Consider the following 16,043-nt stretch of genomic DNA (forward strand, 5'->3'; position numbering starts at 1 on the left):
ATATCATCCAGATGGTTTCCCTTCATTTTCTCCCCCCTGCCCTAATCACGAATCAGACGAACTAAAGTTACAGTTTACAGTCAAAAAAAACGGAAGTCGTCCAGAAGAGTATATTTATACGATCATCAAATGTTAAGAAATTGTCCTACAGTCAAAAAAGTTTAATTTCAGCAATAAGATCCAATTATTAATGATCTCTTTACGCTTATTTTGAATAATAGCACAGCACCTTAAAATCAATAAGTAAACAATTGGATATCCTCAATATAAAAATAGCGAGTAAACCAATGAGGTCTACTCGCTATTTTTATTTGATTCATTATGCTGTGCCTCCGACTTAGTTCAGTTTTATTGATAAAACGAGATGTTCCATATCCTTATCGTTGTAATGTTTAATAAATGATTTATCAACTTTCATACCCGCTCTTTCTGCCACTCGAACAGATGGTAAGTTTGTGGAACGTACGAACGCATATATCTCATTTGCCCCCAATTGTTCCTTCGCATAACTAATCCAAGCCTTAGAACCTTCCAACGCATATCCTAAATTCCAGAAACGTTTCTTTAGCATATAACATACTTCCAGTACGCGCTTCCCTTCGAAATCACTATAATGTAGTCCGATCTGCCCAATAAACTCACTCGTTTCTTTGGATATAGCTGCAAAATAACCAACTCCATCCTGCTCATAATAATCCAGTTGCCGATATATCCATTCTATTATCTGTTCACTTGTAAATGTGTGTTCCCATGCATACATTACTTCTGGATCGGTAAGCATTTCTGCAAGCTCCTTGTAATCCTCTAAATCGATTCTCCGGTATTYTAATCGATTGCTTTCGTAAAAATAGTCTAAATTACTCAAGTAGTTCAATCTCCTCGCAATATTGTTAAAAATGACTATTCCAACTTAAACTTGCAGCAATGAATCTAGATATAAAAAAGCCATCTTAGCCCCGTTAACATTGCTAAAATGGCTTATTATTTGCATTCTAATGTCATTCCTCAGAGACAAAGCGTTTTGGATAAACGGGAACAATTTTATAAATTTCTTGCCTCGGCAACCAATCCGTACTTTGTGCATTCATTACTTTTACATAATCAGTGAATTCTGGATCTTTAACATCGTGAAGAACACCCTCATAGGTAACTGTTGAGTCTAACTCTACAATGACTACATGTCCAATAAAATCATCGATACGCATTGAGCCGCCCTCCTCATTTAAAGCAGTTCGACAATATAAATAACTTTCCTTCAACGAACGTTAGCCTACATTATTTTATATCAAATTAACTATTATACAAATCATACAGAAGTCCTAGCCGTAATATTCGAAAGCATGTTCAATAATCAGTAACTTCAACGGAGACCCGAACAACATAGCTATCCGAATCCATCTCTGAGAAGTAGTTGATCAAATCCATTACGTACACATTCCCGCATACTTTCATTCCTTTGCGCTCAATGTATTTTTTAATAATGGAGCAAGCCTCTGAAATGCTCTCGTAAGAACCTTTATGGTCCATAACCGCATAAAAGCCCTTGGGCTTGATTAGCATTCTGTCTCCCAAAATCGGCGCTTTAATCCTATTTGCTACATGGCTCCAAGAAAAGGTGCTGGATTCATAACTTTCTTTGCTTATAAGCGCCCAGATCGGAAATTCGTGATTGATAAAATGTTTTTCACAATAATTGCGATGTTCACTTAACTTAACAGCAAATTCCTCTTCGTCCCCTTTTTCGAGCGGCGTCGCGATTAAATACTCCATTTCACATTCTTCTATAGAAGGATTGTCCCGCAACGTCTCCATCGATGTCTTCGTCATTTGAATGGCATTTTGCAAAATATCCTGCATCCGTTTGATTCGAAGCAGCTCTGATTCCAATTCACGATGCTTTTGATTAAACAGCTCGATGAGACTCGAAGTGTTCCTGTTCTGGATAAAACCTTTGATTTCGTGAAGAGAACTCCCAGCCTTCTTAAGCACATTAATAATATCCAATATATAGGATTGGCGATGAGAATAATAGCGGTATCCATTTACATGTATAAATTCAGGCTTCAAAAGCCCGATCTCGTCATAGTGAAGAAGGGTATGCTTTGTAACCCCGCTTATGCTCGCCAGTTTGCTGATCGTGAGATAACGACCGTTAATATCGGACATGTTGAATATTCCTCCGAGTCTAAAAATCTTATAAACCGATAAATGGATTATCGCTAAATTTTACCTAATGAAATTGGCTTTGACAATAGGGTAACCCTGTAGTTTAGAGTTAAGTCCAGAAGGTTTCTAGCTTTGTATGACATGGAGGGAAAAGCAAGATGAACAGTATCAATCGTTGGATCGTTCTGGCTGTCGTTTCAAGCGCACTTTTGCTCATTGTAATGGATGCGACGATTCTTTATACGGCTATGCCAAGCTTAACTTACGACCTAGGTGCTTCGGCATCGGAAAAATTATGGATTCTGAACGGTTATTCGCTTGTTATGGCAGGTCTGCTCCCGGCGATGGGGGCACTAGGAGATCGTTACGGCCATAAAAAAATATTCGCCCTTGGATTGCTCGTATTTACGGCAACTTCTCTCCTAGCGGCTTTTGCTCCAACTCCGTCTGTATTGGTCGTAGGACGAGTACTCCTTGCTGTTGGGGCATCCATGATGATGCCTGCTACATTATCCATCATTAGAGTCACATTTACCGACCCGCGTGAGCTCGGACTTGCGATCGGCATTTGGGGTTCCATTGCTTCTGGAGGGGCAGGAATTGGTCCCCTTGTAGGCGGACTGCTTATGGAGCATTTTTGGTGGGGTGCCGCCTTTTTGATCAACGTTCCAATCGCGATCTTAGCGTTTGTTTTGACGCTGGTATCTGTTCCGAAGCATGAAGGCAATAAAAATACGAAGTGGGATCTTACCGGCTCCATTCAGATCATGATTTCCATGGTGGCGATTGTTTTTGCTATTAAAGAATTTGCAAAGCGCGAAGGGTCCCCCATGCTTGCTGCTATTGCCGCCGTTATCGGGATCGTGGCAATGATTATCTTTATTCGTCGTCAGCTCAAAAGCCCAAACCCGATGCTCGACCTGTCGCTCTTTAAAATATCTCCCTTTATGACAGGTTGTATTACAGCCTTAGTCGGTCTATTTGGACAGCTCGGCGTTCAGTATATTGTGACTCAGCGACTTCAATTAGTCGTAGAAATGAGTCCGCTGCAAGCAGGTCTGATCACGCTAAGCGTACCGGCGGCGGCTCTTATTGCAGGTCCGCTGATCGGTAAGATACTGCATCGCTATAATGTGATATATATCAAAGGCCTCGCTTTTCTGATTGCCGCTTTGGGAACGATGATTTATGTCTTTCAATTTAATTCTAGCCTTGCTGTACAAATGATTGGACTAGCACTCCTCGGAGCAGGCTTGGGAGCAGGAATGACGGCAGCTTCTCACTCGATCATGAGTTATGCACCGCCTGAAAAAGCGGGGATGGCAGCTTCAATAGAGGAAGTGGCCTATGAAGTCGGAGGGGCGTCCGGAATTGCAATCATCGGAAGCATTTCTGGTCTAGTGTATACGCTCGCTATGAATATCCCCGAGGGACTTCAGGTTCCTGCCAATGTAAAAGACAGCCTGGACGAAGCGCTGTTGGTTGCCGATGGGTTGCCTGTTCAGGCATCCGAAGCGTTGAAAGCGGCTGGGCGCTTAGCTTTTGATCAATCTTTTTTCGCCATACTGCTGGGGTTATCCGTATTTTTTGCAATAACATCATTAGTTATATTATGGATAGGAAAACGATCGAAACAAATTCATTCAGAAAAACGTTCAGAACAATCATGAAAGTGCTGAATAAAGAAGTTTGAAGAGATTATATTGCGGAGCAATCAAGATACATTACATTCCTACAAGCAAAAACCCCGACCTCTTACGGTCGGGGTTTCACATGCTGATGGCGAACCTTGGTTATGCAACACTACAATTCCATTAACTTTACTTATTGTTCAAGCAATTTATCCAACAAGCGAATAATCATCGCAACTGACTCGGCACGGGAAGCAGATTCATTTGGTTTGAACAATCCGTTGCCTTTACCGCTTACGATACCTGCACTAGCAAAAGCATTAATTGGTTCAGAAGCCCAGTTCGCGACTACATCCGAGAACGGATTGGTTGTACTAGGAACATAGTTCGTCAAACGAGCTAGCATTGCAACGATTTCAGCACGGGAAATTTTTTGATTAGGATGGAAAGAACCATCACTATAACCTGTAATTATCCCATTAGCCTGTAATGCTGCAATCGCTTCTGAGGCCCAATGCCCTTTGGTGTCAGAGAAGGAAGCACCGTCTGAATTCGTTAAACCAAAAGCTTTTGCAAGCATCGTGGCGAACTCGGYGCGAGTTACATTTTCATTCGGATGATAAGAACCATCACTATAGCCTTTTACAATCCCCATCTTAGCAGCACGCTCCACTGCTAAAGCACTCCACGAAGATGCCGGGACGTCCGTAAATTTTAAAGCGGGAGCAGATTTTTCTTTTTCCACGATAGCCTTAACTACATCCACATCGATCTTGTCGTTGAAGACTGGTTTCGTAATCGTTGGTGTAGATGTTGGCGCCGGCGTTGCTTTTGGTGTTGATGTTGGCGTCGATATTGGTGCTGATGTTGAAGTCGGTGTTGGTGTCGATGTTGGTGTCGGTGTTGGTGTCGATGTTGGCGTCGGCGTCGGTGTCGGTGTCGGCTCAACTCCTGCTGTTTTCACGACAGTAAACTCATCAATCTTATTACCCGCACTTGTACGTGCTTCCACATGAATCCCGTCCTCAGTAATTTCAATAGCGGAATATACTGGCACGTCCTCATCAAAAATATGTTTCAAATAATTATATTGTGTACCATCATAAAATTTCCAGCCCGATGCACCGCCATCAAGATAAACGGTACCTTCATTTGTATCCTTATTAGGCTTACCATCTTGCATTGGATAGGTACGCGCATACACATGATCATGACCTACTAGAACCAAATCAACTTTTTTCTCTTCTAAAATAGGTGCAAAATACGTTTGTGTATACTCAACAAGAGTTTCTCGACCATTTTCTGTATGGTAAGCAGGACGATGGAACATAACGATAGTCCATTTTTTATCATTTTTATTTAAATCTTCTTCGAGCCAAGCTGCTTGATCTATCATTTGTTCCTCTGTACCCTCTGAGTTCAATACGACAAAATGAGTATCATCAACCTCATAAGAGTAAGCATATTGAAGCTGAGATTCCGGTCCGTTCGTTGGGAAATTCGCCCCTTTGGTGAATACTTCTTTCCCTTCACTCTTCACATCATGATTGCCCAATGTTAGAGCAGTTGGAATTTTTGTTGCGTAGACCGCAGATGCTTGCCAGAATTTTTGCCATTCTTCAAATGCGCCGCCTACATCAACCATATCTCCACCATGCATAATAAACTGTGTTGATGGATGTTGTTTCAAAGCGTTAGTCATTAGTTCTTGATAGGCTTGTATGCCTTGTGATTGATTCGTATGAGAATCTGTAATAAACAAGAATGAGGTTGGTGTTGATTTATTCTGATCAACTGTCGAATATTCATACCACTCCGACCAATTCCCCTCATAACCCACACGATATTTATAGGCTGTATTTGCTTTCAAGCCTTCAATCAGAGCATTATGAAACCGGATTTCACCCTTCGTTCCATTTTCCTTCATACTAAGCACTTGAAGCTCACTCTCAGCTTGATGTTGTTTTACATGACTACTATCAGGTTTTTCTCCTGTTCCCCATTCGCTAGCTTCAATGTATTCAAGATAAGTAATGGTTTGGTCTGGCTTGGTTTGCCAAGCAGCGCTCAGCTCAGAAGACATATCTTCTGCCACATAGGTTTGAACATATTGAGGTGCATCTGTACCATATTGCTCCACGACTTCATAATTGACAACCTTACTGTTCTTATCACCGTTGACCGCTTGAACCTGATAGGTTCCAAGTGCCAATGTAGTTAGGTCTGTCATTAATTGTCCTTTAGCATCTGTTTTACCAAGGCTGCTGTTCAATAACTGACTGCTAACATCCGATTCTGAGATATAACCTGTTGTTTGACCATCTGCGAAAATAATCTCGAATAATCCATCTTCAGCTTTTGCAGAAGCATAGTAACGTTCACCAGCTTTTGCAACCATTAATACATCAGAAGACGTATCATCATCCTCATATACATTAGACGTTACGGTGTTAACAGTAACTACTGAGCTTTGCTTTAATAATCCAATGAATACAATGTCCGCACCTTCATACGGCTTGCCCGCATGGTCTAATACTGTAAATGTAGAAGGCGTGCCTAAACCAACACCCATCATTTCCAGCTGATATGGAAATGCGATGGTATAGTGAATAGGAGCAGCGAGTGGTGAGCTAGTCTGAACTTCGCCAGCTGTTAGATTTGTATTGCTCATGGTTATGGTCTTGTAAGCTTCACCACGCTCCAGCGCAGCATGAGAGCTCACTCTGAAGTTAAGCGTAACGGCATTATGGGCTGCTGCTACGTTATGAAGTGATACTTTAACCATCCCGTGCTCATTATCAATATCTGAGGTTAGGGCAACTCCAGTCGCCTGAGTAATGCTTTCAACTTGAAGGATACCTTTATCATAATTTAAAGCAAATTCCGCACGATCTGCATTCAAATAATCATTGATACCTACCTGTACAGAGTAGATTTCGTTGCTTATTGCTTCTTTGTTAGCAGTCATGAACAATCGTTCTCCTGCATTCACTGTAAAGGCGAATGTTTTCCCTGCCGGGTTACCAACCTTATCCTTCACTTCAATAACAAGCTCATGATAACCGCCATCCACATATTTTCCTGGGTAGGTTAATACCTTTGTATTTTCAGAATAGTCCACTTTATCCGTTATATTCGTTCCATCCAAAAGAACAGATAATGTATTCAAATCCAAACCTGATCCGTTATCGTCCAGCTCAACCTTCAATGCATCAAGCGGAGCGTTTAATACTTCATTTGGGGCAGGGGCTATAGGTTTAATAGTTGGAACTTCTTTATCCTCATCAAGTTCCTTATAGATAAAGGTAATATCGTCTACCCAAATCGAGCCTTTATTTTTCTTGCTCATATTCGATTGTTTCAATTGAAAAAACAATTCAAGGACGATCGGGCCAGGTTTTCCCTGCGGAACATCCGCCTCAATATATTTCCAACCAGACCAGTCTACACCCATTTGATTTACATCATAAAATTCTGCCTGGAATGAAGATCCGCCTTTATCTCTAAATTTTGTCGTTAGCAAATGTCCTTCATTGTTCCCATAAACCCACATGCCTACTTTAGTAGGGTAGCCTGTGACAGGAATATTTCCTGTTTTATACCCGACTTCAATTTGAGAAGGGTTATCTACGATACCAATCATATCGTAATCAATTCTAGCTGAATATTGTCCATTTCTTACATGCTTCTTGTTGTTCTCCAAGTGCAGCGTAGCATCATACATGCGTTTAGGATTAAATTTCACATCTGAGATTCCATCTTCAAAATCTTCAACGATAACATTTGGCGATGCTTCCTCTACTGCAAAGACATGGTTATTTTGACCAAAACCGCTATGTAGTCCCCCTCCTAGCAGCGCTATAATGGATGCAATTACTATTGTCTTGCGTAATACTTTTGCTTTCATTACGTTTCCTTCTCCCTTAGTAAAATGGTTAGTCAATGAGAACTATAACAGTGCATTGTAAAATTAAACCTCCTTAACTATTAAGAAATTTTATTTTTATTCACAAAAATTGTAATTAATCGTCCTTTCGAGTTGCGCTGTGATGGGAAAAGACGAGTAGAAAACACAAAAAAACCCGATCTCATTCGATCGGGTTTTCCATTTCCGCGGAATTAATTATTCGTATTTGCCCTAGCGCATCTCAAAGCTCTGCACCATGGTTTGACGATTATTCCACGAATTTTCGTTTTTTGGAGTACACGTCCCCTTTACAGGGCCGCCTCCGCTGTCTCAAACTGGCTATTATACAATTCAGCATAGAAGCCGTTTGCCGCAAGCAGCTCGTAATGATTGCCGCTTTCGATAATATCACCGTCCTTCATGACGAGAATAATATCGGCATTCTTAATCGTAGACAACCTGTGCGCGATAACAAAAGAAGTTCGACCTGCCATCAACCGGTCCATCGCTTCCTGAATGAGAAGCTCCGTTCTCGTATCGACAGAGCTTGTTGCCTCGTCGAGGATGAGCAGCGGGGCGTTCGCAATGAGCGCTCTTGCAATCGTGATGAGCTGTTTCTGACCTGCGGAAAGGTTCACTTGCTCGTTCAATACCGTGTCGTAGCCATTCGTTAAGGTTCGGATGAAATGATCAATACCGACAGCCTTGCAGACGGCCTTTACATCAGCATCGGTAACCCCTTGCTTGTTGAAGACGATATTTTCTTTGATCGTTCCCTCGAACAGCCATGTATCCTGAAGCACCATACAGAATTGTTCATGAACATTTTCCCGAGGAAGCTCATGGATCGGAACGCCATCGATGGCAATTTCCCCGCCATTCAGCTCATAGAATCGCATCAGCAAATTGACGATCGTCGTCTTCCCTGCACCCGTCGGCCCAACGATGGCGATCTTCTGACCAGGCAAAGCACGGGCTGAGAAATCGTGAATGATGAGCTTATTCGGATCATATCCGAAGGAAACGTTCCGGAATTCGACCTGCCCCTTAACATCCTTAAGCACCTTCGATTTATGGTTCTCGTCCTCAAGCTCTTTCTCTTCCAAAAATTCAAAAACGCGCGCAGCTGCGGCTGCAGTCGACTGCAGACTTGTCGCGGCCTGTGCAATTTGCCCCAAGGGCTGCGTGAACAAACGAACATAAAGCATGAATGCAACGATAACACCAAACGAAATATGACCATTCATCGCTAATGCTCCGCCGACAATACAGACCGACACATAACCGAAATTTCCGACAAACATCATGAGCGGCATCGTCAAGCCGGATAGAAACTGCGACTTCCATGAGCTTTCATATAATTTATCGTTTATTTGATTAAAAGTTTCTTTCGCCTTCCGCTCTCCATTATAGACCTTAACCACATCGTAGCCTGAGTATATTTCTTCGACATGGCCATTCATCGCACCAAGATTCGCCTGCTGGTGGACGAAATGCGTTTGTGATTTTTTGATCATCACGGTCATAAAGGCAAATCCTAGAAACGTCGAAATGATTGCCGTCAACGTCATCCATACGTTCGTATAGAACATCATGACCAAGGAACCGACCAGCATCGTAACGGAAGTAACCAACATCCCGACGCTTTGATTCATCGTTTGCCCGATCGTATCGATGTCGTTCGTGACGCGGCTCAGCACGTCTCCATTGCTCGTGGAATCAAAATATTTGAGCGGAAGCTTATTGATCTTCTGGGAAATGCGCGTACGCAAGCTTTTCGATACCTTCTGGGTTACCGTAGCCATAATATAGCCTTGGAAGAACGAGAAGATGACGCTTAATCCATATAGAACAGCAAGCAATATACCAATGCTGCTAATCGCGTCCATGTCAATTTCGCCCATTAACCCTTTGGTAATATGATCCGTCATGTCCTTCAGCTTGCTTGGCCCGACAATCGTAAATATCGTGCCCACCACGGACAGCAGCAGAGCCACGACAATAAGAGGAATGTACGGCTTGCAATAAGCGACGAGCTTGCCCATTGTGCCTTTGAAATCGATGTTTTGCTTGGTAGCGACCTGTTGTTTAGCCAATTTCAAGCTCCTCCTTCGATAACTGAGAGTTCGCGATCTGACGATATACCTCGCAGGTTTGAAGCAGTTCTTGATGCGTGCCTCTTCCTACAATTTTGCCTTCGTCGAGAACGAGTATGAGATCGGCTTCCTTAATCGTTCCAATTCGCTGCCCCACAATCAGGTTGGTAGCTCCAGCTGTTTCTTGATTCAACATGGAACGCAGCTGGCGGTCGGTTTTGTAATCAAGTGCAGAGAAGGAGTCGTCAAAAATATAAATGTCAGGCTTGCGGTAGATAGCCCTAGCGATGGATAACCGCTGCTTCTGTCCGCCGGATAAATTCGAGCCGCCTTGCGAGATCGTGCCCTCATATCCGCCTTCCAGCTTCTCGACAAACTCTTGTCCCTTAGCGATCGCTACCGCTTTCTTCACATCGTCCGCCGAGCCAGCCACATGCCCATTATCGCCATAAGCGACGTTGGACGTCACTGTACCGCTGAACAATACGGCTTTCTGAGGAACATAACCTAGCTTGTTATGCAGATCTTTCAGTGAGTAATCCTTCACGTTCATTCCCGCAACAAGCACTTCGCCGTCCGTCACATCGTAAAATCTCGGAATTAAGTTCATCATCGTACTTTTCCCGCTGCCTGTGGAGCCGATAAACGCAACCGTCTCTCCCCTGCGTGCAACGAAGCTGATATCCCTAAGTACATATTCATCCGAATCCGCATACTTGAAGCTGACATTCCGGAATTCAATCTCTCCTGCTTTCGCAGCATTAGTCGATTTCGAACTGCCATCCTTGATGCTTGGTTCTGTATTTAATACTTCCATGACACGCTTGGCAGCAACCGACGCCCGCGGCAGCATGAAGAAAACCATCGACAGCATCATAAAGGCCATGACGATCTGCATGGCATAGGACGAGAAAATGACCATGTCGCTGAACAAGCCTAATCTAGCTGCTGTATCCGCTCCATTGATCAGATACGCACCGATCCAATAAATCGCCAAGCTTAATCCGCTCATGATTAGACTCATGACCGGCATCATTAATGCCATTAATCGGCTCGTGAACAGATTCGCATCGGTCAACTCCCGATTTGCGTACTCGAACTTTGCTTCTTGGCTCGGTCCAGCATTATAAGCACGAATGACACGCAGACCTTGAAGCCCTTCTCTCGTTACTCGGTTCAGCTGATCCGTTAGTCCTTGAATCATTCTGAACTTCGGCATGGCGAACAAAATAACGATCGCGATCATGAGAAGAAGCAGTGCAACCGAAATACCGGACGAGAGCGTCCATTGCCAGCTCTTGCTTGAAATTTTCACAATTGCCCAGCCTGCCAGAATAGGCGCTTTAATCATGACCTGCAGCCCCATCGCCACAATCGTTTGTACTTGCGTGATATCGTTCGTGGAACGCGTAATGAGGCTTGCTGTTGAAAATTGATTCATCTCGGCCATTGAGAATGATTCAACCTTGTCGAAGAGCAGGCTTCTAAGCCTCTTAGCGAGTGATGCAGCGCTCTTCGCGACCAAATAAACAACGATGAAGGATGCAATTAAGCTTCCAATGGCACACAGCATCATATAGGCGCCTGGCTCCCATACCTCGTTTAAGGAGCTGCCTTCCGTCTGCACCAGCTTTGTGATTTCTGCCAAATAATCGGGAAGCTTGAGATCGAGCCATACCTGGAACACGATAAATGCAGTACTGATGACGATAAACCAAACATTTTTGGGATTGAAATACTTCAAAATCTTAAGCATTTATCAAACGCTCCTTCTCCATGTTGTTAGCCATAGAACTGTAAGCCTACTAACTATATTACAATAATAAAAGCCGCTCTAACAACTTCAACGACTACTCCAAATTCTTTTTGATTTTATCGAGCACATTAAAAAAAGTATCCATCTCCTCTTGCGATAGACCTTTCTTAATTTCACGCTCCAATTCAACGTATTTCAAAATAATGGCTTCATGGTATTCAATAGCTTTTGGCGTAAGAATAATCCTCTTTAGTCTTGCATCATAAGGAACAGACTCTCTCGTTATGAGATTATTTTTCTCCATCAACTGCAAAATCTTACTCGCGGTCGAACGCCGAATCGTGAACTGGCTCTCGAAATCGCGTTGAAAAATCTCCTTGTGCTGGTTCTCAACAAAGTACCTCAGCACCCATCCATGCATGCCAGTCAATTGATCGCCATATTTTTGACTCATAAACCCGCTTACCTGTCTATGCAGCATATTTCTTAGCGTTCTAAGTTCGAGCGCAACTGATCGATCCTTGTTCATTTTCGCCCCCCTTTACCTATCATCTTCAGCTCTTTCCTCATTTTATCACAATTATTGTTAGTCAACTAACATTAATTATACATTAAAAGCTTTTAACCACAATGAACATCAAAGAGGAGCTGTCCTCGCGGCAGCTCCCTCCTATTAGCTCATCTCATATAATATTTTTGATTGCTATCTACTTTCTACATAAATCTTATTCGAGTTCGATGGCACTTCTAGAAGTTTAATTAATTTAAGCAAAAGAACAGGCTCTTCTTCTCGGAATTGGTCAAAGCGGAGCCTCAACCGTTTAAATACTTCCTTATCTTCGCGAATAACATGGCGAATGTATTGATCTCTCAGCTTCATCGCCCGTTTTGTTATATCCTTGTAGCCTTCCACAAGCTCTTCCTCATAAGGGATTATCCCCTCTTCTACAAGATATCCGATTCGCTCGCTCATCATTTTTTTATGCTCCCAGAGAACGTGAAGATGTCTCGCATCGTTGCGGTCACCCAGCCTAGAATCATTTTGCTCTACAGCATCAAAGTACATTTGCAGATAGTCATATACCTTGATTCCGAAAGCTTCCTCGTCTGGATTGTAATTAATTCGGTTTAAATGAGTCTCGCCATTAACATAATCGAGCAGCTGGTCGATCGCGGCCGTTTTATCAAAAGGATAAGCAGAATGCGGTGCGTATTTGTAAAAATACGTATGATGATCAGACGTGAGTTTCTCCTTCAAAAGCTTTCGCATAGAACCTGCAGCATCCTGAAACTCTTGGAATGGGATCTTCACATTACGGTACACCCCTGTATGATCGAACATGGAAGCATCGAACCTATTTTCCTCCCAGTCAAAACCGTACAGAAAAAGATGATGAGGGAACGGCTCCTTCTGATAAGAAGCTGCCGGTGACAGCTTGGCTTCGTCCACAAACACAATGCAGTAATAGCCGCTGCGGATCTGATCCGCGAAAAATTTCGGCCAGTCATCCAATGCCAAATTATCTAGAATCGTATAATTCACAGAGCATGTTAGAAGAAACGGGTTATTGAAATTCAGCTCGTTTGGCTTGCCCCGAAAAAAATCGATAAAATATTGCCTGCCGTCCTCCAGAAATTTTGTGGTGCAGGATAACTGGATAAAGTTGCTGTAATACCAAGGAATCGTTTCTTCGTGGACGCTGGTGATTGAAAGGGTGTAGGCCCATCGTAAAAATCCTTTAAGTGGCGGATTCAACACGGGAAGCTGTACCGCGTTCATATGATTCGCCTCCTTCTAATGAATAATCGGGAAGCGTAACCGGTAAAGTTCCTTCAGGCTTAAGCTTGCCCAGTAAAACGCTAGAAAGGGCCTGCAATGTTAGCGGATGATGCTCATAACAGGCTAGGAAACCTTTAGCTTCTGGAAATGCCGCTAGATCAACGGGGTTGCGAAGGGAGATTGGAATGACTTTGTTCCCACCTGCCAAAAGCTTTCGAACCAAAACGGTCTGCCCGTGATTAGAAGCCGTATGGAATATTCCCACGATGATTTGCTCATATCCATCCGCTTCGGAGACTAAGTCCGCAATCTCATCCGTACTCGGACTAGTCCTATACAAACGCTCCGTGAACTTTGCCTTCATTAAAGGATTTAGAAAGCTGCCGAGGGTATCATCGTATATCGGTTCATCCTCAGACTTGCAAGCAGCCGCCATCTGCGGCCAAAGCACAAGCGTGTCGACTTCGGAAGACAACTGGCAAAAATTCGGTTCACGGTTCACCGAGGTGATGCTTTTCTCGCGAAGCAGCTTAATTGTCCGAAGTGTTTGCGAATGATCGAGATTGGTCTGCGTTTCTTCCCAGCTGCGCTCTCGCAGCTCTCCGATGCGGAGCTCCTTTAGGAGAAGAATGCGCTCCACGGAAGCATCAATCCGAGCTTCAGACAGACGACCGCCTGCTACCGCATGCTCCAGTGCAGCTGCCGCCTCCAGCTGGCTTTCGTACGTATGGCTGACGAGAAGAAGATCTGCTCCAGCAAGTACGGCTCTTACGACTGCCTCCCCGACACCAATGCCTTGCGTTACCGCATTCATCTCCATGCAATCCGTCACGATAATCCCCTTGAAATCCAGCTCTTCCCGCAGCAGACCCGTCAATACTTCATGAGAATGTGTGGCTGGAACAGACAAACCGCCGCTTAGCAATGGAATCCCGACATGGGCAGTCATTACGGCTTCGGCCCCTGCCCGCGCACAGCGCCGAAACGGTACAAGCTCGACAGACCGCAGACGCTCAAGAGAATGCCTAACAACCGGCAGCTCAGCGTGCGAATCTACCTCCGTGTCGCCGTGCCCAGGAAAATGCTTAATAACAGAGACGATGCCTCCATCCTGAAAGCCAAGCATTGCGGCGATCCCGAGCTCAGCGACAAGTTCAGCTTCGTCGCCGTATGCCCGGACATCAATAATCGGATTTCGCGGATTGACGTTAATATCGACCACCGGCGCGAAATTCATATTGATGCCCAGCAACTTCAGCTCCTTTGCCGTTCCCTTTGCAGCTTCATAGAGCAGCAAAGGATCACGTGCCGCTCCCAAAGCCATCGCCGCAGGCAGCTGTGCAATTCCCTGTCTTAATCGGACGACCATGCCACCTTCCTGATCTGTTCCGATCCATAGCGGTATGCCTGTTGCACCCGCAGCCGTTTGTTGGAGTTTCTTCGTTAAAGCAAATGCCTGCTCAGGGTTGTCCAAATTACGGGAAAAGAACACGACTCCCCCAATGAAATGGTTTTGCAAGAGGTTGCCAATATTCGCATCCGGCGTAAGTCCCTCGAAACCTACCATAAGCAGCTGCCCAATTTTCTCTTTCATCGTAAGCTGGCTACAAGCTCTCACCTGCATTCCTCCTCTGACGTTACAATTGCGTCCAATCGAATAAAACGCCTAACAAATCAGGCTTACTCCCGGAGAGCCGGGAATAAACCGATACAGCTTCGAGCGGGCTTGCTTCTTCCGTGATGAGGCTTGCGACGTCCAATTTCCCGCGACGGATCGATTCGAATATGAACATGTTCATATCCTCTTCCGTCCAGCCATTAAAACCTTCCATCATTCGGCCGTGAATGCCTAATATGCTGACCGAATTAAAAACGACTTTGGGCCCAATCGTCTGTTTTGAAGGCTCTGTCGAGTCACCTAGCAGAATGACTTTGCCGAGCTCCCGTGTCAGCTGCGTACAGTAGGGCAGTACCGCATAAGAACCTGTCACATCATATATCGTGTCCAGCATTTTGCCATCGGTAAGCTGTTCTACCGCTCCGAATGCTTCGGCAACCGTAAAATTCAGCAGATCGGTCGCACCGCTTCGAAGGGCTTGGTTCAGGCGGGAGCTTTCCGGAGCAATCGCAATAATCTGCCTTGCACCACTGGCATTCAGATACTGAATGACAAGCTGTCCGATAAGACCAAGTCCAACAACTCCCACTCTTTCACCAAAGGCGGGTTCTGCGCGCAGAATCCCTAGAAGAGCAACCTTCGCGATCTGTGTAAAAACCGCCTCCTCGTCACGGATTGAATTTGGTATAATTGCCGCTTCCTTATAGTCTGCGAGGAAATATTGTCGGTGACCAGCCGGGCAGATGACCCGATCGCCGGGCTTTATTCCCTCCACTCCAATGCCTGTCTCCAGCACCTCAGCCGCCATCGAGTAACCGGGATAAAATGGATACCGAACCCAAGATGACCAGACCGTTCCTTCATCGAAACGCCCCTTTAGACAAGCCAGCTCCGTTCCTGTACTTATTAGTGATTTTTTGGCTGCACATAAAATTTGTCCTCGTCCTGGCTTTGGCACCTGTTCCTCTATAAGCTCAATTCGATCTGGCTCCTGAAATACGCAATTTATCGAGGTACGGCCTTGCGTTGTCGCCATGTCCGGCATGCGATGACACTTCCTTTTTTAGGCATGGGATATAGATACTTATT

General features: G+C 44.3%; 11 protein-coding genes. 1 reads left to right on the top strand and 10 read right to left on the bottom strand.

Annotation, left to right across the window (positions count from 1 at the left end):
• Positions 1-337 precede the first annotated feature (337 nt).
• The 3 genes from AB4Z17_RS12955 to AB4Z17_RS12965 all read right to left on the bottom strand — a co-directional run bounded on the left by AB4Z17_RS12955 (position 338) and on the right by AB4Z17_RS12965 (position 2,166).
• The gene (locus AB4Z17_RS12955; protein ID WP_441960103.1) at positions 338-865 is read right to left on the bottom strand and encodes a GNAT family N-acetyltransferase; all 528 of its coding nucleotides are present in this window, start codon (positions 863-865) and stop codon (positions 338-340) included.
• Positions 866-998: 133 nt separating this feature from the next.
• Positions 999-1,205 (bottom strand): hypothetical protein, encoded by a 207-nt coding sequence (locus AB4Z17_RS12960; RefSeq protein ID WP_441910322.1) that lies wholly within the window; start codon positions 1,203-1,205, stop codon positions 999-1,001.
• Between the two features lie 139 nt (positions 1,206-1,344).
• Complete coding sequence (locus AB4Z17_RS12965) at positions 1,345-2,166, bottom strand: MerR family transcriptional regulator (RefSeq protein ID WP_441960105.1); 822 nt, start codon at positions 2,164-2,166, stop codon at positions 1,345-1,347.
• Between the two features lie 158 nt (positions 2,167-2,324).
• Between AB4Z17_RS12965 and AB4Z17_RS12970 the strand changes: the two genes are divergently transcribed.
• The gene (locus AB4Z17_RS12970; protein ID WP_441960107.1) at positions 2,325-3,836 is read left to right on the top strand and encodes an MFS transporter; all 1,512 of its coding nucleotides are present in this window, start codon (positions 2,325-2,327) and stop codon (positions 3,834-3,836) included.
• A gap of 154 nt (positions 3,837-3,990) precedes the next feature.
• Here AB4Z17_RS12970 and AB4Z17_RS12975 read toward each other — a convergent pair whose 3' ends face one another.
• The 7 genes from AB4Z17_RS12975 to AB4Z17_RS13005 all read right to left on the bottom strand — a co-directional run bounded on the left by AB4Z17_RS12975 (position 3,991) and on the right by AB4Z17_RS13005 (position 15,999).
• Positions 3,991-7,704 carry an S-layer homology domain-containing protein gene (locus tag AB4Z17_RS12975; RefSeq protein WP_441960109.1) on the bottom strand — a complete coding sequence of 1,238 codons (3,714 nt, stop codon included), beginning with the start codon at positions 7,702-7,704 and terminating at the stop codon, positions 3,991-3,993.
• A 308-nt stretch (positions 7,705-8,012) separates the two neighbouring features.
• Entirely contained in the window at positions 8,013-9,749 is a 1,737-nt protein-coding gene (locus AB4Z17_RS12980) for an ABC transporter ATP-binding protein (protein WP_083681904.1), read from the bottom strand.
• 43 nt (positions 9,750-9,792) lie between these two features.
• Complete coding sequence (locus AB4Z17_RS12985; protein ID WP_441910326.1) at positions 9,793-11,556, bottom strand: ABC transporter ATP-binding protein; 1,764 nt, start codon at positions 11,554-11,556, stop codon at positions 9,793-9,795.
• Positions 11,557-11,650: 94 nt separating this feature from the next.
• Positions 11,651-12,085 carry a MarR family winged helix-turn-helix transcriptional regulator gene (locus AB4Z17_RS12990; RefSeq protein WP_076267676.1) on the bottom strand — a complete coding sequence of 145 codons (435 nt, stop codon included), beginning with the start codon at positions 12,083-12,085 and terminating at the stop codon, positions 11,651-11,653.
• Positions 12,086-12,259: 174 nt separating this feature from the next.
• Positions 12,260-13,336: a hypothetical protein gene (locus AB4Z17_RS12995; protein ID WP_441910327.1), complete on the bottom strand. Its 1,077-nt coding sequence runs from the start codon at positions 13,334-13,336 to the stop codon at positions 12,260-12,262.
• Positions 13,296-14,954 (bottom strand): glycoside hydrolase family 3 N-terminal domain-containing protein, encoded by a 1,659-nt coding sequence (locus AB4Z17_RS13000; RefSeq protein ID WP_441960110.1) that lies wholly within the window; start codon positions 14,952-14,954, stop codon positions 13,296-13,298. The genes AB4Z17_RS12995 and AB4Z17_RS13000 overlap by 41 nt, the downstream gene beginning before the upstream one ends.
• A 19-nt stretch (positions 14,955-14,973) precedes the next feature.
• Positions 14,974-15,999: a zinc-binding dehydrogenase gene (locus AB4Z17_RS13005; RefSeq protein ID WP_441960111.1), complete on the bottom strand. Its 1,026-nt coding sequence runs from the start codon at positions 15,997-15,999 to the stop codon at positions 14,974-14,976.
• Between the last annotated feature and the right edge of the window lie 44 nt (positions 16,000-16,043).

Origin of the sequence: Paenibacillus sp. TAF43_2, assembly GCF_052113545.1 — a bacterium.
Lineage (GTDB): Bacteria > Bacillota > Bacilli > Paenibacillales > Paenibacillaceae > Pristimantibacillus.